Origin of the sequence: Candidatus Symbiopectobacterium sp. NZEC151, assembly GCF_025962655.1 — a bacterium.
Taxonomy (GTDB): domain Bacteria; phylum Pseudomonadota; class Gammaproteobacteria; order Enterobacterales; family Enterobacteriaceae; genus Symbiopectobacterium.
In genome coordinates, this window is sequence record NZ_JAGFPE010000008.1 from 209,814 (window position 1) to 228,815 (window position 19,002).

A 19,002-nucleotide genomic window follows, 5' to 3' on the forward strand; every position below is an offset into this window, starting at 1 on the left:
TGCATGATTTTTCTTACATTTTGGATATGTATATTAAAAGTGACTTGCATTGATATGTTCTAATTTGAACCACGTTCATCGTGAGCGGCTCAAGCAGTAGCGATACCGGCCAGGGTGTTTACGTGGACGCTGACGCAAACGCATATCACTCGCGCCAGAACCCTTCAGTGTGAACTCTATTCCGGTAGAAAATACGAGTACCGACTGCGTGGTGCCACAGCGCACGGGTTATAAGGTCATATTGGGGGTATGGATAGTTTCTGATAAAGCAGACGCTATCAGGTATTGGATGTGAATTTTGGTTCTTAAAATAGCGATAACAGTAGACATCAAGGCCACGCCATGTGGCCTTGATGTTGTTTGGTCGTTAGTTACAGGACGCCGTTGTCAGCACCGCCAGACCTTTGCCCTGACCCGCGAATTGGGCCAGCTTCGCTTTCACGCACTGGGCACTGACCGGTGAATAGCTGTAAGGCAGCGACGGGAAAGTGCCGGTAGAGGTCCAATCCTCAGCGTTAACGTAAGCTTTGGAATCGCTGGTCCAGGTGATGTTATACGTGGCGTTTTGAGCAGCGCTGGTGACATTGTTATCACGCAGAACCCAGGTACCAAAGTTAGAGCCGTCATAGCGCGATGTCACGGGGTTAACGGCATTTTCGAACCAGTTGCGTTCGATCAGTGCCAGCCCTTTCTGGCGCACATTTATTCCTGAACTGGTAATACCGGAATAAAGGTTGTTATAGGCGTGCACTTGCCCCCCACGCTGTAATGGCAAGCGGGCGTTCACATCGCTGTAGACGTTGTGGTGGTATGTCAGGTTACGGCCCGTATCGCTGCTGCTCGAGCCGCTTAATCCCACTTTTTTGATACCGTGAATGTAGTTATAGGAAACCGTCACGTTGGTCGATGCTTTCTTGATATCGACTGCGGATTCAAACGTGGTATCGCCATCCGGTGTGCCGGGGCACTCATAGTTCTTGGCGTAGATCTCGTTATGGTCAACCCAGACGTTCGGCGTGTTATCAACGCGGATGGCATCGCCGTCACTTGCACCGCCCGGCATGTAGCCGAAACGCATATTACGAATCACTACATCGGAAGATTTCACTAACCAGATACCAAAATTGGCCGAGGAGCCATTGGTGCCGAGGATCGTTATCCCTTTGGTGAACTCCTTGATTTCAACCCCACGCGCGGGTTTGCTCCATTGGCTACAAACATCGGCAGCGGCGGCGTTGATCAGTTTATCTTCGTTGCCGTCATAGGTAATGACCAGCGGATACGCGCCGGTTTTCACTTTTTTGCCGCTGCTGTCCACGCGGGCAGCTTCGATGATATCAATAATATCCTGCATGGAATGGGCGGTTTTTTTGACGGCACCAGAGATATCGCCACCGTCGGTAGTCGCATAGCCGCCGGTATTCGCGGCAAACGCGCCTTGTACGGTTAACGTCAGCAGCCCTGCGGTCAGTGAAAGTAAAACGTGTTTCATTCCTGTCATCTCCTGAGGGAGTTATGGTTTTGCGCCGGCATACGGTTTGCTATGCCGATGGTAGGGGTTATTCTTGTTTCAATAAAAATGAAAAGCGCTTTTACTGTGTTGCGGTGTCATTTAAGCAAAAAATGTGAAAAAAACAAATAAAAGGTAATTATTGAGGGTGGAATGATTGATTATTATTTTAATTGTTTTTACGGGGTGTTTCTATTTCCATGAAACATAAAAAGTTATTATGATTCATGGTGTTGTTTTTTCTTATGACGTGTTGGTTTTCTGGCAAAATGGCAATGGTTTTTTTAATTCGACGATTGGTGTGATGCTCGACTGGTTTTTATCAGTATCTCTGCGATTTTAATTCTAAAAATTTAATGTGTGTCACACTTTAATGTACGTTAATGGATGTTATGAATAGAGGTATAGAACATTAATAATTAGCGCGATCATTAACTATATTGTTAAGTGATCTTTGGTTAAAAAATCCATTTTTAAATTTAATTATTAACCAACTGTTTTCTTTGGGGATAAAAATCGCATGTTATTTTTTTAAATAAATTATTTCTCTTTAAGATTTTGCTGACAGGGAATTAGTTACTTTTTCCATCCATATAAAACAATTGCTTATGGGTGATTTCATGGTTTGGATTATTGTATTCATTCTCAGACTTACAATGCCAAAAAGAAAAGTGATTTTTTTAAAGAAAATGAGCTAATATCATTATTGTGCTTTTCTTCTAATTTTTATTAAAGATACTAATCGTTAGGCAGTCAATCATTATCAACGCCTAGCGTTTGTGTAATGGGTACTTGTCTGAACACTTGTCCCGCTTTGCGTTTTTAACCCCACCAGAGTGAATTTATTAACCTTTTTTATACTTTCTGTGTAACCATTTTTCTGTAGGAAAAAGGAGGTCTTATTGATTGTGTTATCTATTTTCCATGAAGGTTAATTCTTAACTGAATGATTTGATCTCGAATTATATTTGAGAGGCGCGCTTTTGTTCTTTTCGCCCTGCTCTCAGTATGCTTTCGAGTTTTCTATTTTATTTATTTGGTTTGAATTTAACTGAGTAATGATACGAATAAAACACATGCATCGCTATGGTCAACTATAGCGTTGAGCGAATTTTATTTGTCAATATATCGTTATTTTATAAATAATGAGAGGTGAATAATGGCTAAACATGATGACGAGCATTATCATGATCAACCCGACGAACATGGTGATAAACATATCGTGCCTCCGGTTGATCACTGTGGTGAGTTTCCTTTACCACCTGTCGAACACTGTGGTGACCATCCATCACTGCCACCTTACTATCCCTGTGTGGAGGATCCACCGCCACCACCTTACAATCCTTGCGGCCAGTACCCGCCACCCTACAACCCCTGTATCCCCGATAACCCCTGTAGTGAGTATCCACAACCTGAAACTTACGGTGAACCAGAGGAATGTGGTTGCCATCATGATCCCGATGGTATTGCGCCGTTTCATGGATATGTCGTAACGCCTCGTTCCCGAGCCCATTATGCGCGCTCCAGGGGATGGATTAGTAACCACCAAGCAACGGAAATGGAAGGGCAAAAAAATTTCCCGGCGTTTAATAATGGTACTCACAGCAGTAATCTCCTTTGGTTTCCTGGGGAGGCTGGGCCTTTTCCTGACGAAACACGGGTCGCTCCCCCAATACCATTAACTCTCCCGGATGGCGTTATTCTGAGCGGTGGTCGTACCGATGCCCGTGATATTGTGAACCTTTCTGATAGCGAATTACTCACCGCGCGTGGCGCTGTGTGGCCAAAATTCCCTGTACGGCCAGGCCAACTGATTCCGATCAATTGGAACCACACGGTGCTTCACAGAACACGCGGTTATCGCTATTTCATTACCCGCCCTACCTGGAATAGAAATCATCGGCCAACGCGTGCAGATTTTGAACCGGCACCGTTTGAAAGTAATTTCCACACAAACCGATATTTTTGGAATGAATCGCTACAATCAATGGGGCCAATGGGTAATCAAGCTATTATGATCCCATCAGCGCCCAGAACGGGCCATCATATTATTTTAGCGGTATGGCTGGTCGCGGACTCTGGGGCCGGTTTTTATGGCGCACTGGATGTTGATTTTGGCGGTGGCGGCGGTGGCGGAGGAGGTGGTGGTGGTCCTATTGATCCGCCGCCACCGCCGCCGCCGCCGCCGGGAGGTTATCCCCAATGGCAGTTGGGTACACGGTATGAAGTGGGAGACCGAGTGACGTTTCAAGGCCTGAACTATCAATGTATACAAGGGCACCGAGCAGACTCACCCGCATGGAATCCGGCGCAGGCTCGCACTCTGTGGAGGCTGATATAGCGGCAGGTTTCTAATCAGAACACATTAATACCGGGCAACCTGTTGCCCGGTATTTTGACTTGTGGTGCGGCAAGCACCTGTCACTTTGTTCGGTGATGATTCAGGTGAGTCAGTTATCCATTGCCTAACCTCACACAATCACAGTAGCCTACCGCCTATCTCTCTATCTTAAGACGCGTCCCGCATGCTACTACTCATCGACAACTACGACTCTTTCACCTACAACCTCTACCAGTACTTTTGTGAGCTGGGTGCCAAGGTGCTGGTTAAACGCAACGACGTCCTGACGCTAGCGGATATCGAAACGCTGGCACCGACACATCTGGTGATCTCCCCCGGTCCCTGCACGCCGGATGACGCAGGCATTTCTCTGGCGGCGATTCGCCATTTTGCTGGCAAGTTGCCCATTCTTGGCGTGTGTCTCGGCCATCAGGCGCTGGGGCAGGCATTTGGTGCGCGCGTGGTGCGGGCACGTCAGGTGATGCATGGCAAAACGTCCTTGATACAGCACACCGGGAACGGCGTTTTTAGCGGGCTGGCAATGCCATTAACCGTGACGCGCTACCACTCTCTGGTGATCGACCCCGCCTCTCTGCCCGCCGAGTTTGACGTCACGGCCTGGACGGAGCGTGAAGGTGAGCGTGATGAAATCATGGGAATACGCCATCGCACCTTGCCGTTAGAAGGGGTGCAGTTTCATCCTGAAAGCATTCTGAGCGAGCAAGGGCATCAACTGTTGCAGAACTTCCTTAATACCTGAGGTTATCAGCATGCGCTGCGATAAAACGGACTGTCATAACGCGCTATTTTATAATCCTGCGTATTGATTTTTTATGCATATTTGGTGATTATATTTTCACTTTAAGCGGTGTGGACGAAAGCAAATGACAACAGATTCAAAGGCGGTAACGCGGGCGACGCATGACAAGGTGATTCTACCCGTATACGCACCGGCGCAATTTGTGCCTGTTAAAGGCAAGGGTAGCCGCGTATGGGATCAGCAGGGGCGCGAGTATATCGACTTTGCCGGTGGGATTGCGGTAACAGCATTGGGTCATTGCCACCCGGCGCTGGTGGCGGCGTTAAAGCAGCAGGGAGAAACGCTGTGGCACACCAGCAATATCTTCACTAACGAACCCGCGTTGCGTCTGGCCAGCAAACTGATTGACGCCACCTTTGCCGAGCGCGTGTTCTTTGTTAACTCTGGTGCGGAAGCCAACGAAGCGGCCTTCAAGCTGGCTCGTCACTATGCGATTAAACGCCACAGCCCGTATAAAACCAAAATCATTGCGTTCTACAATGCGTTTCATGGCCGTACGTTGTTTACCGTTTCTGTCGGTGGGCAGGCGAAATACGCCGATGGTTTCGGGCCCAAACCGGCCGATATCGTGCACGTGCCGTTCAACGATCTGGCCGCAGTGAAAGCGGTGATGGATGACCACACCTGCGCCGTGGTGCTGGAGCCGATTCAGGGCGAAGGTGGCATTACACCGGCCACGCCGGAATTCCTTAAAGGCGTGCGTGAGCTGTGCGATCAGCACCATGCACTGCTGGTGTTTGATGAAGTGCAAAGCGGCATGGGGCGTTCCGGCAAGCTGTTTACCTATATGCACTATGGCGTGACGCCGGATATTCTCACCACGGCGAAAGCGCTGGGCGGCGGTTTCCCCATCAGCGCCATGCTGACCACCGAAGAGGTCGCCTCTGTGATGACCGTCGGTGTGCACGGCACCACCTACGGCGGTAATCCGCTGGCCTGTGCGGTGGCTGAAGCAGCATTGGACACCATCAATACCCCGCAGGTGCTTTCCGGGGTACAAGCGCGCCACGAGCGTTTCGTCTCGATTCTTCAGGCGATTAATGAAGAGCACGGTATTTTTGAGCAGATTCGCGGTATGGGCCTGCTGATTGGTGCAGAACTGAAGCCGAAATGGCACGGTCAGGCAGGCAAGTTCCTTGCCGCAGCGGCGGAGCAGGGCGTGATGGTGCTAGTGGCTGGGCCTAACGTGATTCGTTTTGTGCCGTCGCTGGTGATTGATCTGGAAGATATCGATCAGGGCATGGCGCGGTTTGCGCGGGCGGTTGAAACGGTGGTTAACGCGGAATAGTGCTGGCTCGTCAAAAGCACGCTGCGCAGCGCGCAACGTGCTTTTGTCTAAACGGTGCTGCTGATATCAGCGTGTGCCGTACACCACGATAGTTTTGCCGTGCGCCGAGATCAGGCTCTGATCTTCCAGCATTTTCAAAATACGGCCTACCGTTTCGCGGGAACAGCCAACAATCTGACCAATTTCCTGACGCGTGATCTTGATTTGCATCCCATCCGGGTGCGTCATGGCATCGGGCTGCTTCGCCAGGTTCAACAGCGTCTGCGCGATACGGCCCGTGACATCCAGGAAGGCCAGGTTGCCCACCTTCTGGGAGGTCACCTGGAGGCGACGTGCCATCTGTGAGGAGAGACGCATCAGAATATCCGGGTTGACCTGGATCAGCTGACGGAATTTTTTATAGGAGATTTCAGCGACTTCGCAGGCTGTTTTTGCCCGCACCCATGCGCTGCGTTCCTGACCCTCTTCGAACAGGCCCAGTTCCCCAATAAAATCCCCCTGGTTGAGGTAGGAGAGGATCATTTCCTTGCCTTCTTCATCCTTGATCAGCACAGCCACTGAGCCTTTCACGATGTAGTAAAGCGTTTCTGCCTTTTCACCTTGGTGAATCAGCGTGCTCTTCGATGGATACTTGTGAATATGACAATGAGAAAGGAACCATTCAAGAGTCGGGTCTGTCTGCGGTTTGCCGAGAACCATTCGCTGTTATCCTCTGTTGTAATTCACTGCGCAAATTACAGGGGTCAGAGTTCCCTGTACGGCGTATTAACGTGCTAGTAGTAAAAATTCCGTGTTGGCGGACTGACGTCAGGGAATATACTGGCTTCTGTATGGCGACGTCACGACCCGTTCTGACCGTCAGTATCAAACTGAAGGAACGGATTCTATTCCTGTTTGTAACACAGCTTGACGAGCCTGTCTTGTGTTGTCTCGCTTCAGCATGATTAAGCTCTAGTTATCGGCGGTTTTTATATATAACAGTGAGTAATTTTCAAATAAATTTGAGGAGTTGTGGATGCAAGCGCGCGTAAAATGGGTCGAAGATCTGACCTTTCTCGGTGAGTCGTCATCCGGGCATCAGATTCTGATGGATGGTAATGCTGGCGATAAAGCCCCCAGTCCGATGGAGATGGTGTTGATGGCGGCAGGAGGCTGTAGCGCCATTGATGTGGTGTCCATTTTGCAAAAAGGTCGCAACGCGGTCACTGGGTGTGAAGTCAAATTATCCTCCACGCGTCGTGAAGAAGCGCCGCGTCTGTTTACCCATATCAACCTGCACTTTGTCGTTACGGGCGTGGGACTGACGGATAAGGTGGTTGAACGGGCGGTATCGCTGTCGGCGGAGAAGTATTGTTCAGTGGCGCTAATGTTAGAAAAGGCGGTGAAGGTCACTCACAGCCACGAAATCATCGCCGCCGCATAGTTTTCCGGCGGGCTGTATGCGTTATTTCAGCCCGCGCGACGCCCTTCTGCCAGCCGTTTTACCAACGGTGCCATGATCAGTTCCATGGCCAGCCCCATTTTTCCTCCCGGCACCACCAACGTATTGATGTGTGAGATAAACGAGCCTTGCAGCATCGCCAGCAGGTAGGGATAGTCAATGTTTTCGACGCCCTGGAAATGGATCACCACAAAGCTCTCATCCAACGAAGGGATAGCCTTGGCCGCAAAGGGATTTGAGGTATCAATAGTCGGTACGCGCTGGAAGTTGATATGGGTACGAGAAAACTGCGGGGTGATGTAAGTGATGTAATCTTCCATAGAACGCACCACCGAATCCATCACGGCTTCACGCGAGTGACCGCGTTCGTTGATATCGCGAACCAGCTTTTGAATCCATTCCAGATTGACGATAGGCACCACGCCGACCAGCAGGTCAACGTGCTGAGCAACATCGTATTGATCGGTGACCACCGCACCGTGCAACCCCTCATAAAACAGCATATCGGTAGGATGTTGCATCGGTTCCCACGGGGTAAAGGTGCCGGGCACCTGATTGTAGGGAATCGCCTCATCGTAGGTGTGCAGGTATTTGCGCGTTTTCCCGGTGCCGTTGCGGCCATAGTCGATAAATGCTTGCTCAAGCAGGCTGAAATCGTTGGCCTCTGGGCCAAAATAGCTGATATGGCGGCCCAAATCTTTCGCTTTGCGAATCGCCATGTCCATCTCTGGCCGGGTATAACGGTGAAAGCTATCGCCTTCCAGCGAAGCGGCTTTTATCTGCAACTGCTGGAAGATCTTCCTGAACGCGAGGCTGGTCGTGGTGGTGCCTGCACCACTGGAGCCGGTAACGGCAATGATCGGGTGTTGTTGCGACATGCGGTTGCACTCCGTCGGATTAGGCGTTTGAGTAACACGGATCTCACTGTATAGCAGACCCAGTGACGCAAGACGACCCCCCGCGCGTCAGGAAACGGTGATTTTTCACGTTACGGCGTATTTTCGTTTAGCTGGGTGCGCGGCATGATATTCAGCGTTTCATGCAGCTCTGACCACACCAGCACCACCTCGCCCGAGGCAAGCTGGCGGCGTATATCCCGGACTTTTTCCTCCAGTGAGCGCTCCTGCTCGCCGTAATCCGTGCCTTCGCGCAACACAAAGGATTCAATAATATTTTGCAGCGTATCGCTATCAAGCTGCTGCCAGGGAATCATCATGCTGTTGCCTCCGCGGTGTCCGCCGATAGAAAGCGCGTGAACCAGGCTGGAATGCGTTGTTCCAGCCACATTTCCGGTTTCAATAATGTTCCGCCGACAAACCCGACGTGCCCGCCGTGCGCCGTCAGTTGGTATTCGATGGTTGCCGGCAGACGGGTGATATCCGGGATCACCTCGGGGGTCATGAACGGATCGTCTTGTGCATGGATAATCAGCGTCGGGGTGCGAATGGTGGGCAGTAACGCCAATGCACTGCACTGATGATAGTAGTCGGCAGCATCCTGAAAACCATGGATACGGGCGGTGATCGCATCATCGAACTCGCGCAACCCCGTGATGCGTTGCAACTGCGCCGGGACAATCGGTAACGAACCCGGATAGCGCGCCAGCTTACGCCGGGCATTCTGTTTCAGCTGTCCTACCAGATAGCGCTGATAAATACGGGAAAACCCGTGCTCGATCCTGCGGCTACAGGCATCGAGGTGAAACGGCGCGGAGACAATCGCCGCAGCGGATAACAGCCGGGCTTCTTCCCGTTTAGCCAGCAGGCAAGCCAGCATATTGCCGCCCAGAGAAATGCCGATGGCAGCGGTCGGCACCTCGCCTAGCGTATCCCGCATCCAGCGCAGCAGATAGCTGCCATCATCCGTTTCACCGGAATGGTAGATACGGTTCAGACGGTTGGGGCGGCCGCTACAGCCGCGAAAATGCATAATCACCGCCAGCCAGCCTTGCTCACGGCACGCTTGCAACAAACCGTGTGCATAGGGGCTGTGAAAGCTGCCTTCCAGACCGTGAAACAGCACCACGCGGGGTTTATGGCGCGCGCCTTGTGGCGCTTCGCTCCAGGCCAGATCGACAAAATCGCCGTCAGGCAGATCGAGTTGTTGCCATACCGGCTGTAAACGGGCACGGCGGCGAATCAGGCGCGGCAACAGCGTTTGTACATGCGGGTTATCAGCCCCGCGTAACGGGCGAAATGTTGAGGACAACATGGGAATCGAAACGACCTCGGGAAATAATTGTGCGATATTCATCACACTGCGCTAACCTGCTTGCGCCGCTCAGCGAGCAGTGCGGTGTAACAGACAGGCTAACGTTCAGTCAGGTCAATAAATCATACCGTAACGGTGGGGACAAGGGGCAGTCAAAACGTGGAACAGGGCTTATTTTTATCGATGTTGGCTTTTCTCTGGGTGGCGGCAATTACGCCTGGCCCGAATAACATGCTATTGACGACTTCCGGTGCCAACTTCGGTTTTATGCGATCGCTGTGGCTGATGGTCGGTATCATGCTCGGTATGCAGAGCATTTTGCTGCTGGTGGCATTTGGCGTGGGCGGCATGATCCTGCTCTACCCCTCATTGCACCTGATACTCAAAGTGCTCGGCAGTCTCTACTTGCTGTGGCTGGCGTGGAAAATTGCGACGGCAGCCTATGAACGGCTGGAGGCCAGCGCACCGCCGCCGCAACCGCTGCGCCTGTATCAAGGCTGGCTGCTTCAATTTCTCAATCCCAAAGCCTGGCTGATGGCGCTGGGTTCGGTCGCCAGTTTCAGTCTGGCGGGCAGCGGCTATAACCATTCGGTGCTGCTGATAAGTTTGGGCATTGTGCTGGTTAATCTGGTTTCAGGCGTTATCTGGCTGGGTTTCGGCACGGCGATTGGCCGCTTGTTGCGCAGCCGCAGAGCATGGGTGATTTTTAACGTCTCGATGGGGGTGCTTACCGCGGCCTGTGTACTGCTGATCTGGCACTGATGATGGCCTGATTTTAGCCTGTTGTTTTTTGCCATTAATCGCGTTCAGAATCTCGCTGAGGTGGGCGTGTCCGCCGGATGAGCGGCATGGATGCCGCGAAAAGCAGCGCCGCGCCGGGAGCGCGTCGCTGGTGGTCCGAGATGCGGACACGAACGCCGAGGGGACCGCGTAGCGGCGTGATTCCTCGCGAAAAGCCTGGAGCCACGAGGCGGCGGCGATTGAGCGCCTCGTGTCGGGCGCGGCTACAGGGGCGCAGAAATCAGAGCCTGTTAACGCGCACGAAATATGCACGGTGTTAACAGATATCCCCTTTCAGGGAACCTGAACTACCCCTCATTCAGCATCTGTTCCAACTGCTCTTGCGCGTCCAGCCAGGCCATTTCTGCCTCTTCCTGTTCGCCTTTGAGTTTGGCCTGCTGTTGCAGACAGTCCGTCAGTTCGGCTTTGCGGCTTTGGTCGTACAGTTCGCTGTCCGATAAACGCGCTTCGACGTTTGCCAACGCCTCGGAGAGTTTCTCCATCTGCTGCTCATACTGAGCAATCTTTTTACGCAACGGTTGGGTTTGGGTGCGCAGCTCAGCTTCGCGCCGTTTTTGATCTTTGCGTGCCTGTGCGTTGTTGGTGGATGCAGGCTTATCGACGGATTCAGCGGCGCTGTTTTGGCGCTGCACGTCCGTCAGCCATTGCTGGTAATCCTCCAGATCGCCATCAAACGGCTCCACCTTGCGATCGTGCACCAGATAGAGATCGTCCGTGGTGGATCGGATCAGGTGTCGATCGTGGGAAACCACCACCAGCGCGCCTTCGAAATCGATCAACGCTTCTGTCAATGCCTGGCGCATATCCAGATCGAGATGGTTGGTCGGTTCATCGAGCAGCAGCAGGTTAGGGCGCTGCCACACGACCAGTGCCAGCACCAAACGGGCCTTTTCGCCGCCCGAGAAACGCTCGGTTACTTCTGTCACTTTGTCGCCCTGAAAACCGAAGCCACCGAGATAATCGCGCAGCTGTTGCTCGGTTTCCCGCTCTGCCAGACGGACCAGGTGTTGCAGCGGGGATTCATCCGCGCGCAGAAACTCAAGCTGATGCTGGGCGAAATAGCCGAGCTTAACGCCCTTCGCCAGCCCGATTTCGCCGTGCAGCGGGGCCAGTTCACCCGCTAACAGCTTAATCAGCGTCGATTTACCGGCACCGTTGTGCCCCAGCAGGCCAATGCGCGAACCCGGCACCAGATTGAGCTTGATGGATTCCAGAATCAGTTTGTCACCGTAGCCTGCGCTCACCTTCTCCATGCGCAGCAACGGGTTCGGCAAAGATTCTGGCGCGCGGAAACTGAAGCGGAACGGATTATCGACGTGCGCTGGGGCAATAAGCTCCATGCGCTCCAGCATTTTAATCCGGCTTTGCGCCTGCTTGGCTTTGGTAGCCTGTGCGCGGAAGCGATCGATATAGTGCTGCAAGTGCGCCACGCGCTCTTGCTGGTGTTCATACAACGCCTGCTGCTGTGCCAAACGCGTCGCGCGCTGGCGTTCGAACGAGGAGTAGTTGCCGGTGTATTCGAACAGCGTCTCTTGCTCGATGTGCAGGATCTTGTTGACGATAGGATCGAGGAAGTCGCGATCGTGAGAGATCAGCACCAGCGTCCCCGGATAGCTTTTCAGCCATTTTTCCAGCCAGATCACCGCGTCCAGATCGAGGTGGTTGGTTGGCTCGTCGAGCAGCAGCAGATCGGAGCGGCAAATCAGCGCCTGGGCCAGATTAATGCGCATGCGCCATCCGCCGGAAAAATCACGTACCGGCTGCTGCAATTGGGTCTGGGTAAAGCCAAGGCCATCGAGCAGGCTGGCGGCGCGCGCAGGAATGCTCCAGGCTTGAATCGCATCCAGCTTGCCGTGCGCGCGGGCGATGGCATTACCATCGTTAATGTCGTTGGCGTGCTGAAGTTCAGCTTCTAACTGGCGAAATTCACGATCGCCGTCAATAACATAGTCAATGGCAGGCACATCCAGCGCAGGTGTTTCCTGATTGACCCAGGCCAACGCCCAGTTACTCGGAAACGTGGCGCTGCCGCCATCGGCACCGATCTCGCCTTTTAACAACGAGAGTAGCGTGGACTTGCCGCAGCCGTTTTTACCGACTAACCCAACCTTCTGGCCTGGATTGATGGTGGCGGTGGCGTTATCAAGCAAGACACGCACGCCACGCCGAATTTGCAAAGCGGAGAAAACAATCATAAAGCGTCACATGTTCAGAGTATGTTAAATTATCACGGTTATCTCGGGACCGTGAATGTCCCGTTTGTCGTATCGTTATCGCGCAGCATGGTAGCGGAAAACCGCGCTCATGACGACGCTTTGGAGGGGAATGATGTCGCAGCCACCGAAGATTTTGCTGCTGTATGCCCATCCGGAATCGCAAGACTCGGTCGCGAACCGGGTTTTGCTGCAACCGGCGCACCAGTTAGCCCATGTTACCGTACACGATCTGTACGCTCACTATCCGGACTTTTTTCTTGATATTCACTACGAGCAACAGCTGCTGCGCGAACATCAGGTGATTGTGTTTCAGCATCCACTCTATACCTACAGCTGCCCGGCGCTGCTAAAGGAGTGGTTTGACCGTGTGCTGTCGCGCGGATTTGCCAACGGTATTGGCGGTAATGCGCTGGCGGGCAAATATTGGCGTTCGGTAATCACCACGGGTGAGCCGGAAGAGAGCTATCACCTGGAGGGCAATAACCACTTCAGTATGGCAGAGGTGCTGCGCCCGTTCGAAATGACGGCGGCCATGTGTCGTATGCACTGGTTAGCGCCGCTGATGGTCTATTGGGCGCGCCGACTGCCTGCTGATGTGCTGGCAAGCTATGCCGACGCGTACGGTGAATGGCTGGCTTCCCCGTTACCCAAAACGGAGGGTGAGTGATGGAGAGTTCCCCCCTGTTGAGTGCCGGCATTCTGTTTTTGTTTGTCGCCGTACTGATGGTGCCCATCGCCAGCCGGCTGGGTATCGGTGCGGTATTGGGTTATTTGATTGCGGGTATCGCCATTGGTCCTTGGGGGCTGGGCTTTATCCGCGATGTTGACGCTATCCTGCATTTCTCTGAGCTTGGCGTGGTTTTCCTGATGTTTATCATCGGGTTGGAGTTGAATCCGCAAAAGTTATGGACATTACGGCGCTCCATCTTCGGTATCGGTGCCGCGCAGGTTGGGTTTAGCGCGGCGGTGCTTGGCGGTTTGCTCTATCTGACCGGCTTTTCCTGGCAATCGGCGCTGATTGGTGGCGTTGGTTTGGCGATGTCTTCCACCGCGATGGCGCTGCAACTGATGCGCGAGAAGGGGATGAATCGCAGCGAATCCGGTCAGTTGGGTTTCGCGGTGCTGCTGTTTCAGGACTTGGCGGTTATCCCCGCTTTGGCGCTGGTGCCGGTGCTGGCCGGTGTGCAGGGCGAAGTGACCGACTGGAAAGACGTTGCCATCAAGGTCGCGGCCTTTATCGGTATGTTGATCGGCGGACGCTATCTGGTGCGCCCGCTGTTCCGCTTTATCGCTGCTTCCGGCGTGCGTGAGGTGTTTACCGCGGCGGCGCTGCTGCTGGTGCTTGGCTCCGCGGTCTTTATGGATGCGCTGGGCTTCTCCATGGCGCTGGGCACCTTTATCGCAGGTGTGTTGCTGGCGGAGAGTGAGTACCGCCACGAACTGGAAATTTCCATCGAGCCTTTTAAAGGATTGCTGCTCGGGTTGTTTTTTATCTCCGTCGGCATGGCGCTCGATCTGGGCGTATTGTTTACCCATATCGACGAAGTGTTGCTGGGGGTCTTCCTCCTGGTTATGGTCAAGGGCGTTGTGCTGTACGTACTGGCGCGCGTGAACCGGATGCGGCGCTCTGAACGGCTTCAGTTTGCCGGGGTGCTCAGTCAGGGCGGGGAGTTTGCGTTTGTGCTGTTTTCTGCGGCGGCGGCGCACAAGGTGTTACAGGGCGAGCAGCTCCCGTTGCTGCTGGTCACGGTAACCCTCTCCATGATGACCACACCGCTGCTGATGCAGGGGATCGACCGCATTCTGGCGCATCGATATAACGCCACGGAGGAGCATGACGAAAAGCCCTATGTGCAAGATGACGAACCGCAGGTCATTATTGTCGGGTTTGGTCGCTTTGGACAGGTGATTGGGCGTTTGTTGATGGCGAACAAAATGCGCATCACGGTACTGGAGCGTGATATCAGTGCCGTCAGCCTGATGCGCAGCTATGGTTACAAAGTATACTACGGTGATGCCACCGAACTGGAACTGCTGCGGGCCGCCGGAGCGGAACAGGCGAGTGCAATTGTGGTTACCTGCAATGAGCCGGAAGACACCATGGCCATCGTGCACCTGTGCCAAAAGCATTTTCCCAATCTGGAAATTCTGGCGCGGGCGCGCGGACGTGTTGAAGCCCATGAATTATTGCAGTCTGGCGTGAAGCATTTCTCGCGTGAAACCTTCTCGAGTGCGCTGGATCTGGGGCGCAAGACGTTGATGTCGGTGGGGATGCATCCTCACCAGGCGTATCGTGCCCAGCAGCATTTTCGGCGTCTGGATATGCGCATGCTGCGCGAACTGATGCCGATTCGTCAGGGGGATGGCGACGTGGCGCAGGTTTCGCGCGTCAAGGAGGCACGACGTGAACTGGAAGACATTTTCCAACGTGAAATGCAGCACGAGCGCCGTCGTCTGGATGACTGGGATGAGTACGAATAGCACGCATCGCGTGCAGCGAGGAAGGCAAGATGCAACGTAAACGATTTATCGCGGGTGCTGTGTGTCCTCAATGCCAGACGCAGGATACGCTGGCCGTAGGGCAGGAAGAGCAGGTGGAGGTGGTCACCTGCGTCAAGTGCGGCTATCGTCAGCGCCAGTCCGATCCACCGCCTGCTGCGTCAGAGCGGCAGGGTGAGGGCATCATCGGCATCTTCCATCCTGATTGATCGTTGGGTCATTTTTTTATCCCAGACGGTACATGGGGATTTTTTTCAGCTACAATTTGCGCCAGTTTTGATTTCCAACGGTAGGAGATGTCATGAAAGTTGCAAAAGATCTGGTGGTCAGCCTGGCCTACCAGGTACGTACAGAAGATGGTGTATTGGTTGATGAGTCTCCGGTGAGCGCGCCGTTGGACTACCTGCACGGTCAAGGTTCCCTGATTTCTGGTCTGGAAAAAGCGCTTGAAGGCCGCGAAGTGGGTGAGAAGTTTGACGTTGCTGTCGGCTCTAACGACGCCTACGGCGAATACGACGAAAACCTGGTGCAACGCGTGCCGAAAGACGTCTTCATGGGCGTTGATGAGCTGCAAGTGGGCATGCGTTTCCTGGCTGACACCGATCAGGGTCAGGTACCGGTTGAAATCACCGAAGTGGAAGATGACCACGTGGTGGTTGACGGTAACCACATGCTGGCAGGCCAAAACCTGAAGTTCAACGTGGAAGTGGTTGCTATCCGTGAAGCTACGGAAGAAGAGATCGCGCACGGTCACGTACACGGCGAGCACGATCACCACCACGAGCACGGTGAAGGTTGCTGTGGCGGTCATGGTCACGACCACGACCACGATCATGAACACGGTAAGGGCGGCTGCGGCGGTCACGGCGGCTGCGGTTGCCATTGATTTTCGGCTTATGCCCGTGAGGCGTATCCTCACCGTTAAAAACCCGGAGCGCCAGGCGCTGCCGGGTTTTTTTTCGTTTCACAACCGGTGCCATTAGCACTGATCGCATTGATTTTACTGTCTTTCATCGTGCGATTTTCTTATCACGCATTCCTGCTTTTCTGCCCAACTAGGGATGTTCATCACATAACAGATTAAAAGCGCCAGGGGTGTTATTGACACTTATCGGTGCTTTAGCGAACAATCTGCAAACGTTCCCGAGAACGTTATATTAATAAAATACATCATAGAACATCCAGGAAAGAGAACCTTTACCATGACCAACATGAATATCGAGTTACGTGGCCTGAACCCTACACCCTTCACGCCCTTTCATCGTAATGCTGAACTGCCGCGCGTCGGCTAATGGCATGCAGAGCCGCTGCGCACGCGTATCGCGGCTCACACACTATCCTTTTTGGAGAACAAACTATGTCAACGCATGACATGAGTGCCGGTGTGGTCAATGCAAACGCCAGTACAGCCGCCGCAAGCGGGACATCCAATGCCGAGTTGGTTGCCCGTCTTGAACGGATGCCGATCACACGTCAACTGCTGACCATTCGCGTGGTGGTCGGTCTTTCTACCTTTTTTGATGCTTACACCGTACTGGCTATCGCCTTTGCCATGCCACAGCTTGCCGCAGAGTGGGGATTGAGCGCCGCGGATATCGGTCTGATTATTGCTGCCAGCTATGTTGGACAACTGTTTGGTGCCGTTTTCTTCGGTTCTCTGGCTGAGAAAATTGGGCGTTTGGGTGTATTGAAGATCACCATCATCCTGTTTGTGATCATGGATGCGGCGTGTCTGTTTGCCTGGAGTGGGCTGTCGATGATGGTCTTCCGCTTTCTGCAAGGGGTAGGGATTGGCGCGGAAGTGCCGGTGGCGAGCTCCTATATCAATGAATTTGTTGGTGCAAAGAAGCGCGGGCGCTTCTTCCTGCTGTATGAGGTCATATTCCCTATCGGTATGATGTTTGCCGGCATTGCGGGGTATTTTCTGGTCCCTGTCTATGGCTGGAAAGCCATGTTCATTGTTGGTCTTATTCCTTCGATCATCACCGTCCCTCTGCGTTGGTTAATGCCTGAATCGCCGCGTTGGCTAGCCTCAAAAGGGCGTTTGGCCGAGGCGGATAAGATAGTGAGTAAGCTGGAAAATGAGGTGCTACGCCGCGGGGGAACGTTACCTGAACCCGTGATTCGCACCATAGAGAAAAAACCGGTCGCCAGTGAAGGGTGGCGTGAGCTGTTTACGGGTATCTACCGTAAGCGAACCTTCACCATTTGGGCGCTGTGGGTATGTGGCTATATGATCAACAACGGTCTGGTGACCTGGCTACCTACGCTCTACAAAAATGTATTCGGATTACCGATTCAAACGGCACTGGCCTACGGTTGGACGACATCGGCGTTTGGGGTGTTAGCCTCGATCGTTTGTGCGTTGTCAATTGATAAGGTTGGGCGTAAAGCATGGTATGCCACCGCCTTCCTGCTGGCGATTGTGCCGCTGGTTACCTTGACGGTACTGGGCGCAACCAATCCGTTGCAAATTGTGGTATGTGCCACTGCGGCTTACGCCATATTGCAAACCATTACCTTCTCGCTTTACCTCTATTCTTCAGAGCTTTACCCAACTCGGTTGCGTGCCATTGGCACCGGTTTGGGCAGCGCCTGGCTGCGAGCGGGTTCTGCCGTGGGGCCGATCCTGGTTGGGTTTATTGTCGGTAACTTTGGTATTCGCTATGTATTTATCGCTTTCGCGCTGATTGCCCTGATAGGGGCGGTAGTAACAATGCGTTATGCCATTGAAACCAAAGGTCAAGTGTTGGAGGAGTTGTCACCGTAGCCGAATGAGGACGGGCAAATCTTGAATTGCCGCTCGGCATAGGCGTAGCCAACGCTGCGCCTATTCTGCTGGCAGGCAATGCGCACTGTGTTTCACCGTTGAGGTACAAAATGAAATTAGCAAGCTTTAGAGTCGGTCAGAAAGAGACCTATGGTTTAAAGGTAGAAAACGGGATTGTCGATTTAGGCAAAAGGCTAGGCGCGCGCTATGCCGATCTTCGGGCATTGATTGACGGCGAGGGTATTGCAGATGCCAAACGTTTCTTGCAGGCCAAGCCTGATTATCAAGAAGATGAGGTGGAATTTCTTCCGGTGATTAATAATCCCAGGAAAATTTTCTGTGTCGGAATGAACTATGCGGAGAAGCGTGCCGAGTTTGGTGAAGTAAATTCGGCGCCTACCTTATTTATTCGCTTTGCTGATTCTCAGGTTGGGCATAATTGCGGTGTGGAAAAACCGGCCCAGTCGAACGAATTTGACTATGAAGGAGAATTGGCCGTCATTATTGGTAAACGAGGCAAGGAGATTTCAGCATCAAACGCCTTCTCTTATATTGCCGGGTACAGCTGTTATATGGATGGCTCCGTGCGCGACTGGCAGCACTCCTGGTTCACGGCAGGCAAAAACTGGCAAAACACCGGCGCTTTTGGTCCGTGGTTGGTGACGTGTGATGACGTGCCAGAACCGCAAAATTTGCATATTGAGACCCGACTTAATGGCAATACTGTGCAGAATGACACGACCGCCAGCATGATTCACCCCATCGAAGAACTGATCGAGTATATCAGCACCTTCAGTGAGTTATCACCTGGTGATGTCATCATCACCGGTTCTCCCGGCGGCGTCGGGAAAAAACGCACACCGCCGCTGTTTTTGCATGAAGGCGATATCGTGGAAGTTGAAATTGAACGCATTGGCTGTTTGCACAACTGTGTTACCACTCGAAAAGTGGTTTGCAGTGCAGCGTAACCGCGCTCATTAAAAAATAATATCACTATGATGCTTAGCCGGATAAATGCGGTGATATGCCGGTTATCCGGTTTGTCTATTTTAGCTCGTATTCAGATTTTTTAATCGGTGACGGAAAATTATAATCAGGAGGAAAG

The 19,002-nt window shown here is 52.8% G+C and carries 18 protein-coding genes; 12 read left to right on the forward strand and 6 right to left on the reverse strand.

Features of this window, described 5'->3' with window-relative positions; all coding sequences use genetic code 11:
- Positions 1 to 367: 367 nt before the first annotated feature.
- Positions 368 to 1,492 (reverse strand): polysaccharide lyase, encoded by a 1,125-nt coding sequence (locus J5067_RS20525; protein WP_264645675.1) that lies wholly within the window; start codon positions 1,490 to 1,492, stop codon positions 368 to 370.
- 1,177 nt (positions 1,493 to 2,669) lie between these two features.
- Between J5067_RS20525 and J5067_RS20530 the strand changes: the two genes are divergently transcribed.
- From J5067_RS20530 to J5067_RS20540, 3 genes are all read left to right on the forward strand, one after another.
- Entirely contained in the window at positions 2,670 to 3,851 is a 1,182-nt protein-coding gene (locus J5067_RS20530) for a lytic polysaccharide monooxygenase (RefSeq protein WP_264651901.1), read from the forward strand.
- 184 nt (positions 3,852 to 4,035) lie between these two features.
- Positions 4,036 to 4,611 carry an aminodeoxychorismate synthase component II gene (locus tag J5067_RS20535; RefSeq protein WP_264628515.1) on the forward strand — a complete coding sequence of 192 codons (576 nt, stop codon included), beginning with the start codon at positions 4,036 to 4,038 and terminating at the stop codon, positions 4,609 to 4,611.
- 124 nt (positions 4,612 to 4,735) lie between these two features.
- Positions 4,736 to 5,959 (forward strand): aspartate aminotransferase family protein, encoded by a 1,224-nt coding sequence (locus J5067_RS20540; protein ID WP_264651902.1) that lies wholly within the window; start codon positions 4,736 to 4,738, stop codon positions 5,957 to 5,959.
- Positions 5,960 to 6,025: 66 nt separating this feature from the next.
- On the opposite strand, the gene crp is transcribed toward J5067_RS20540, so the two are convergent.
- Positions 6,026 to 6,658: a cAMP-activated global transcriptional regulator CRP gene (crp, locus tag J5067_RS20545; RefSeq protein ID WP_264645679.1), complete on the reverse strand. Its 633-nt coding sequence runs from the start codon at positions 6,656 to 6,658 to the stop codon at positions 6,026 to 6,028.
- Positions 6,659 to 6,974: 316 nt separating this feature from the next.
- On the opposite strand from crp, the gene J5067_RS20550 reads away from it, so the two are divergent.
- Positions 6,975 to 7,382: an OsmC family protein gene (locus tag J5067_RS20550; protein ID WP_264651903.1), complete on the forward strand. Its 408-nt coding sequence runs from the start codon at positions 6,975 to 6,977 to the stop codon at positions 7,380 to 7,382.
- Positions 7,383 to 7,408: 26 nt separating this feature from the next.
- Here J5067_RS20550 and J5067_RS20555 read toward each other — a convergent pair whose 3' ends face one another.
- From J5067_RS20555 to J5067_RS20565, 3 genes are all read right to left on the reverse strand, one after another.
- Positions 7,409 to 8,278, reverse strand: a complete 870-nt coding sequence (locus J5067_RS20555; RefSeq protein ID WP_264645681.1) for a phosphoribulokinase — start codon at positions 8,276 to 8,278, stop codon at positions 7,409 to 7,411.
- Between the two features lie 110 nt (positions 8,279 to 8,388).
- On the reverse strand, positions 8,389 to 8,616 hold the full coding sequence (locus tag J5067_RS20560; RefSeq protein ID WP_264628494.1) for a YheU family protein: 228 nt from the start codon (positions 8,614 to 8,616) through the stop codon (positions 8,389 to 8,391).
- Positions 8,613 to 9,608: a hydrolase gene (locus J5067_RS20565; RefSeq protein ID WP_264651926.1), complete on the reverse strand. Its 996-nt coding sequence runs from the start codon at positions 9,606 to 9,608 to the stop codon at positions 8,613 to 8,615. Before J5067_RS20565 ends, J5067_RS20560 begins: the two co-directional genes overlap by 4 nt.
- A gap of 32 nt (positions 9,609 to 9,640) precedes the next feature.
- Here J5067_RS20565 and J5067_RS20570 point away from each other — a divergent pair, with 32 nt between their 5' ends.
- Both J5067_RS20570 and J5067_RS20575 read left to right on the forward strand, forming a co-directional pair.
- The gene (locus J5067_RS20570) at positions 9,641 to 9,841 is read left to right on the forward strand and encodes a hypothetical protein (RefSeq protein WP_264645734.1); all 201 of its coding nucleotides are present in this window, start codon (positions 9,641 to 9,643) and stop codon (positions 9,839 to 9,841) included.
- On the forward strand, positions 9,771 to 10,373 hold the full coding sequence (locus tag J5067_RS20575) for a LysE family translocator (protein ID WP_264645682.1): 603 nt from the start codon (positions 9,771 to 9,773) through the stop codon (positions 10,371 to 10,373). The genes J5067_RS20570 and J5067_RS20575 overlap by 71 nt, the downstream gene beginning before the upstream one ends.
- A gap of 326 nt (positions 10,374 to 10,699) precedes the next feature.
- Here J5067_RS20575 and J5067_RS20580 read toward each other — a convergent pair whose 3' ends face one another.
- Positions 10,700 to 12,607: an ABC transporter ATP-binding protein gene (locus tag J5067_RS20580; RefSeq protein WP_264651904.1), complete on the reverse strand. Its 1,908-nt coding sequence runs from the start codon at positions 12,605 to 12,607 to the stop codon at positions 10,700 to 10,702.
- 133 nt (positions 12,608 to 12,740) lie between these two features.
- Between J5067_RS20580 and kefG the strand changes: the two genes are divergently transcribed.
- The 6 genes from kefG to J5067_RS20610 all read left to right on the forward strand — a co-directional run bounded on the left by kefG (position 12,741) and on the right by J5067_RS20610 (position 18,865).
- Positions 12,741 to 13,295: a glutathione-regulated potassium-efflux system ancillary protein KefG gene (kefG, locus tag J5067_RS20585; protein ID WP_264645733.1), complete on the forward strand. Its 555-nt coding sequence runs from the start codon at positions 12,741 to 12,743 to the stop codon at positions 13,293 to 13,295.
- On the forward strand, positions 13,295 to 15,109 hold the full coding sequence (kefB, locus tag J5067_RS20590) for a glutathione-regulated potassium-efflux system protein KefB (protein ID WP_264651905.1): 1,815 nt from the start codon (positions 13,295 to 13,297) through the stop codon (positions 15,107 to 15,109). Before kefG ends, kefB begins: the two co-directional genes overlap by 1 nt.
- A 29-nt stretch (positions 15,110 to 15,138) precedes the next feature.
- On the forward strand, positions 15,139 to 15,336 hold the full coding sequence (locus J5067_RS20595) for a YheV family putative zinc ribbon protein (RefSeq protein WP_264645685.1): 198 nt from the start codon (positions 15,139 to 15,141) through the stop codon (positions 15,334 to 15,336).
- 92 nt (positions 15,337 to 15,428) lie between these two features.
- Complete coding sequence (gene slyD, locus J5067_RS20600; RefSeq protein ID WP_264651906.1) at positions 15,429 to 16,013, forward strand: peptidylprolyl isomerase; 585 nt, start codon at positions 15,429 to 15,431, stop codon at positions 16,011 to 16,013.
- Positions 16,014 to 16,484: 471 nt separating this feature from the next.
- The gene (locus J5067_RS20605; protein ID WP_264645687.1) at positions 16,485 to 17,897 is read left to right on the forward strand and encodes an MFS transporter; all 1,413 of its coding nucleotides are present in this window, start codon (positions 16,485 to 16,487) and stop codon (positions 17,895 to 17,897) included.
- A gap of 110 nt (positions 17,898 to 18,007) precedes the next feature.
- A complete protein-coding gene (locus J5067_RS20610) occupies positions 18,008 to 18,865 on the forward strand; it encodes a fumarylacetoacetate hydrolase family protein (RefSeq protein WP_264651907.1) in 858 nt (285 codons plus the stop codon).
- The last annotated feature ends 137 nt before the right edge of the window (positions 18,866 to 19,002 follow it).

Excerpts from the sequence above, each read along its gene's own strand:
- J5067_RS20525 (WP_264645675.1), bottom strand. The coding sequence starts at position 1,492 with ATGAAACACGTTTTACTTTCACTGACCGCAGGGCTGCTGACGTTAACC.
- J5067_RS20530 (WP_264651901.1), top strand. The coding sequence starts at position 2,670 with ATGGCTAAACATGATGACGAGCATTATCATGATCAACCCGACGAACAT.
- J5067_RS20535 (WP_264628515.1), top strand. The coding sequence starts at position 4,036 with ATGCTACTACTCATCGACAACTACGACTCTTTCACCTACAACCTCTAC.
- J5067_RS20540 (WP_264651902.1), top strand. The coding sequence starts at position 4,736 with ATGACAACAGATTCAAAGGCGGTAACGCGGGCGACGCATGACAAGGTG.
- crp (WP_264645679.1), bottom strand. The coding sequence starts at position 6,658 with ATGGTTCTCGGCAAACCGCAGACAGACCCGACTCTTGAATGGTTCCTT.
- J5067_RS20550 (WP_264651903.1), top strand. The coding sequence starts at position 6,975 with ATGCAAGCGCGCGTAAAATGGGTCGAAGATCTGACCTTTCTCGGTGAG.
- J5067_RS20555 (WP_264645681.1), bottom strand. The coding sequence starts at position 8,278 with ATGTCGCAACAACACCCGATCATTGCCGTTACCGGCTCCAGTGGTGCA.
- J5067_RS20560 (WP_264628494.1), bottom strand. The coding sequence starts at position 8,616 with ATGATGATTCCCTGGCAGCAGCTTGATAGCGATACGCTGCAAAATATT.
- J5067_RS20580 (WP_264651904.1), bottom strand. The coding sequence starts at position 12,607 with ATGATTGTTTTCTCCGCTTTGCAAATTCGGCGTGGCGTGCGTGTCTTG.
- kefG (WP_264645733.1), top strand. The coding sequence starts at position 12,741 with ATGTCGCAGCCACCGAAGATTTTGCTGCTGTATGCCCATCCGGAATCG.
- kefB (WP_264651905.1), top strand. The coding sequence starts at position 13,295 with ATGGAGAGTTCCCCCCTGTTGAGTGCCGGCATTCTGTTTTTGTTTGTC.
- J5067_RS20595 (WP_264645685.1), top strand. The coding sequence starts at position 15,139 with ATGCAACGTAAACGATTTATCGCGGGTGCTGTGTGTCCTCAATGCCAG.
- slyD (WP_264651906.1), top strand. The coding sequence starts at position 15,429 with ATGAAAGTTGCAAAAGATCTGGTGGTCAGCCTGGCCTACCAGGTACGT.
- J5067_RS20605 (WP_264645687.1), top strand. The coding sequence starts at position 16,485 with ATGTCAACGCATGACATGAGTGCCGGTGTGGTCAATGCAAACGCCAGT.
- J5067_RS20610 (WP_264651907.1), top strand. The coding sequence starts at position 18,008 with ATGAAATTAGCAAGCTTTAGAGTCGGTCAGAAAGAGACCTATGGTTTA.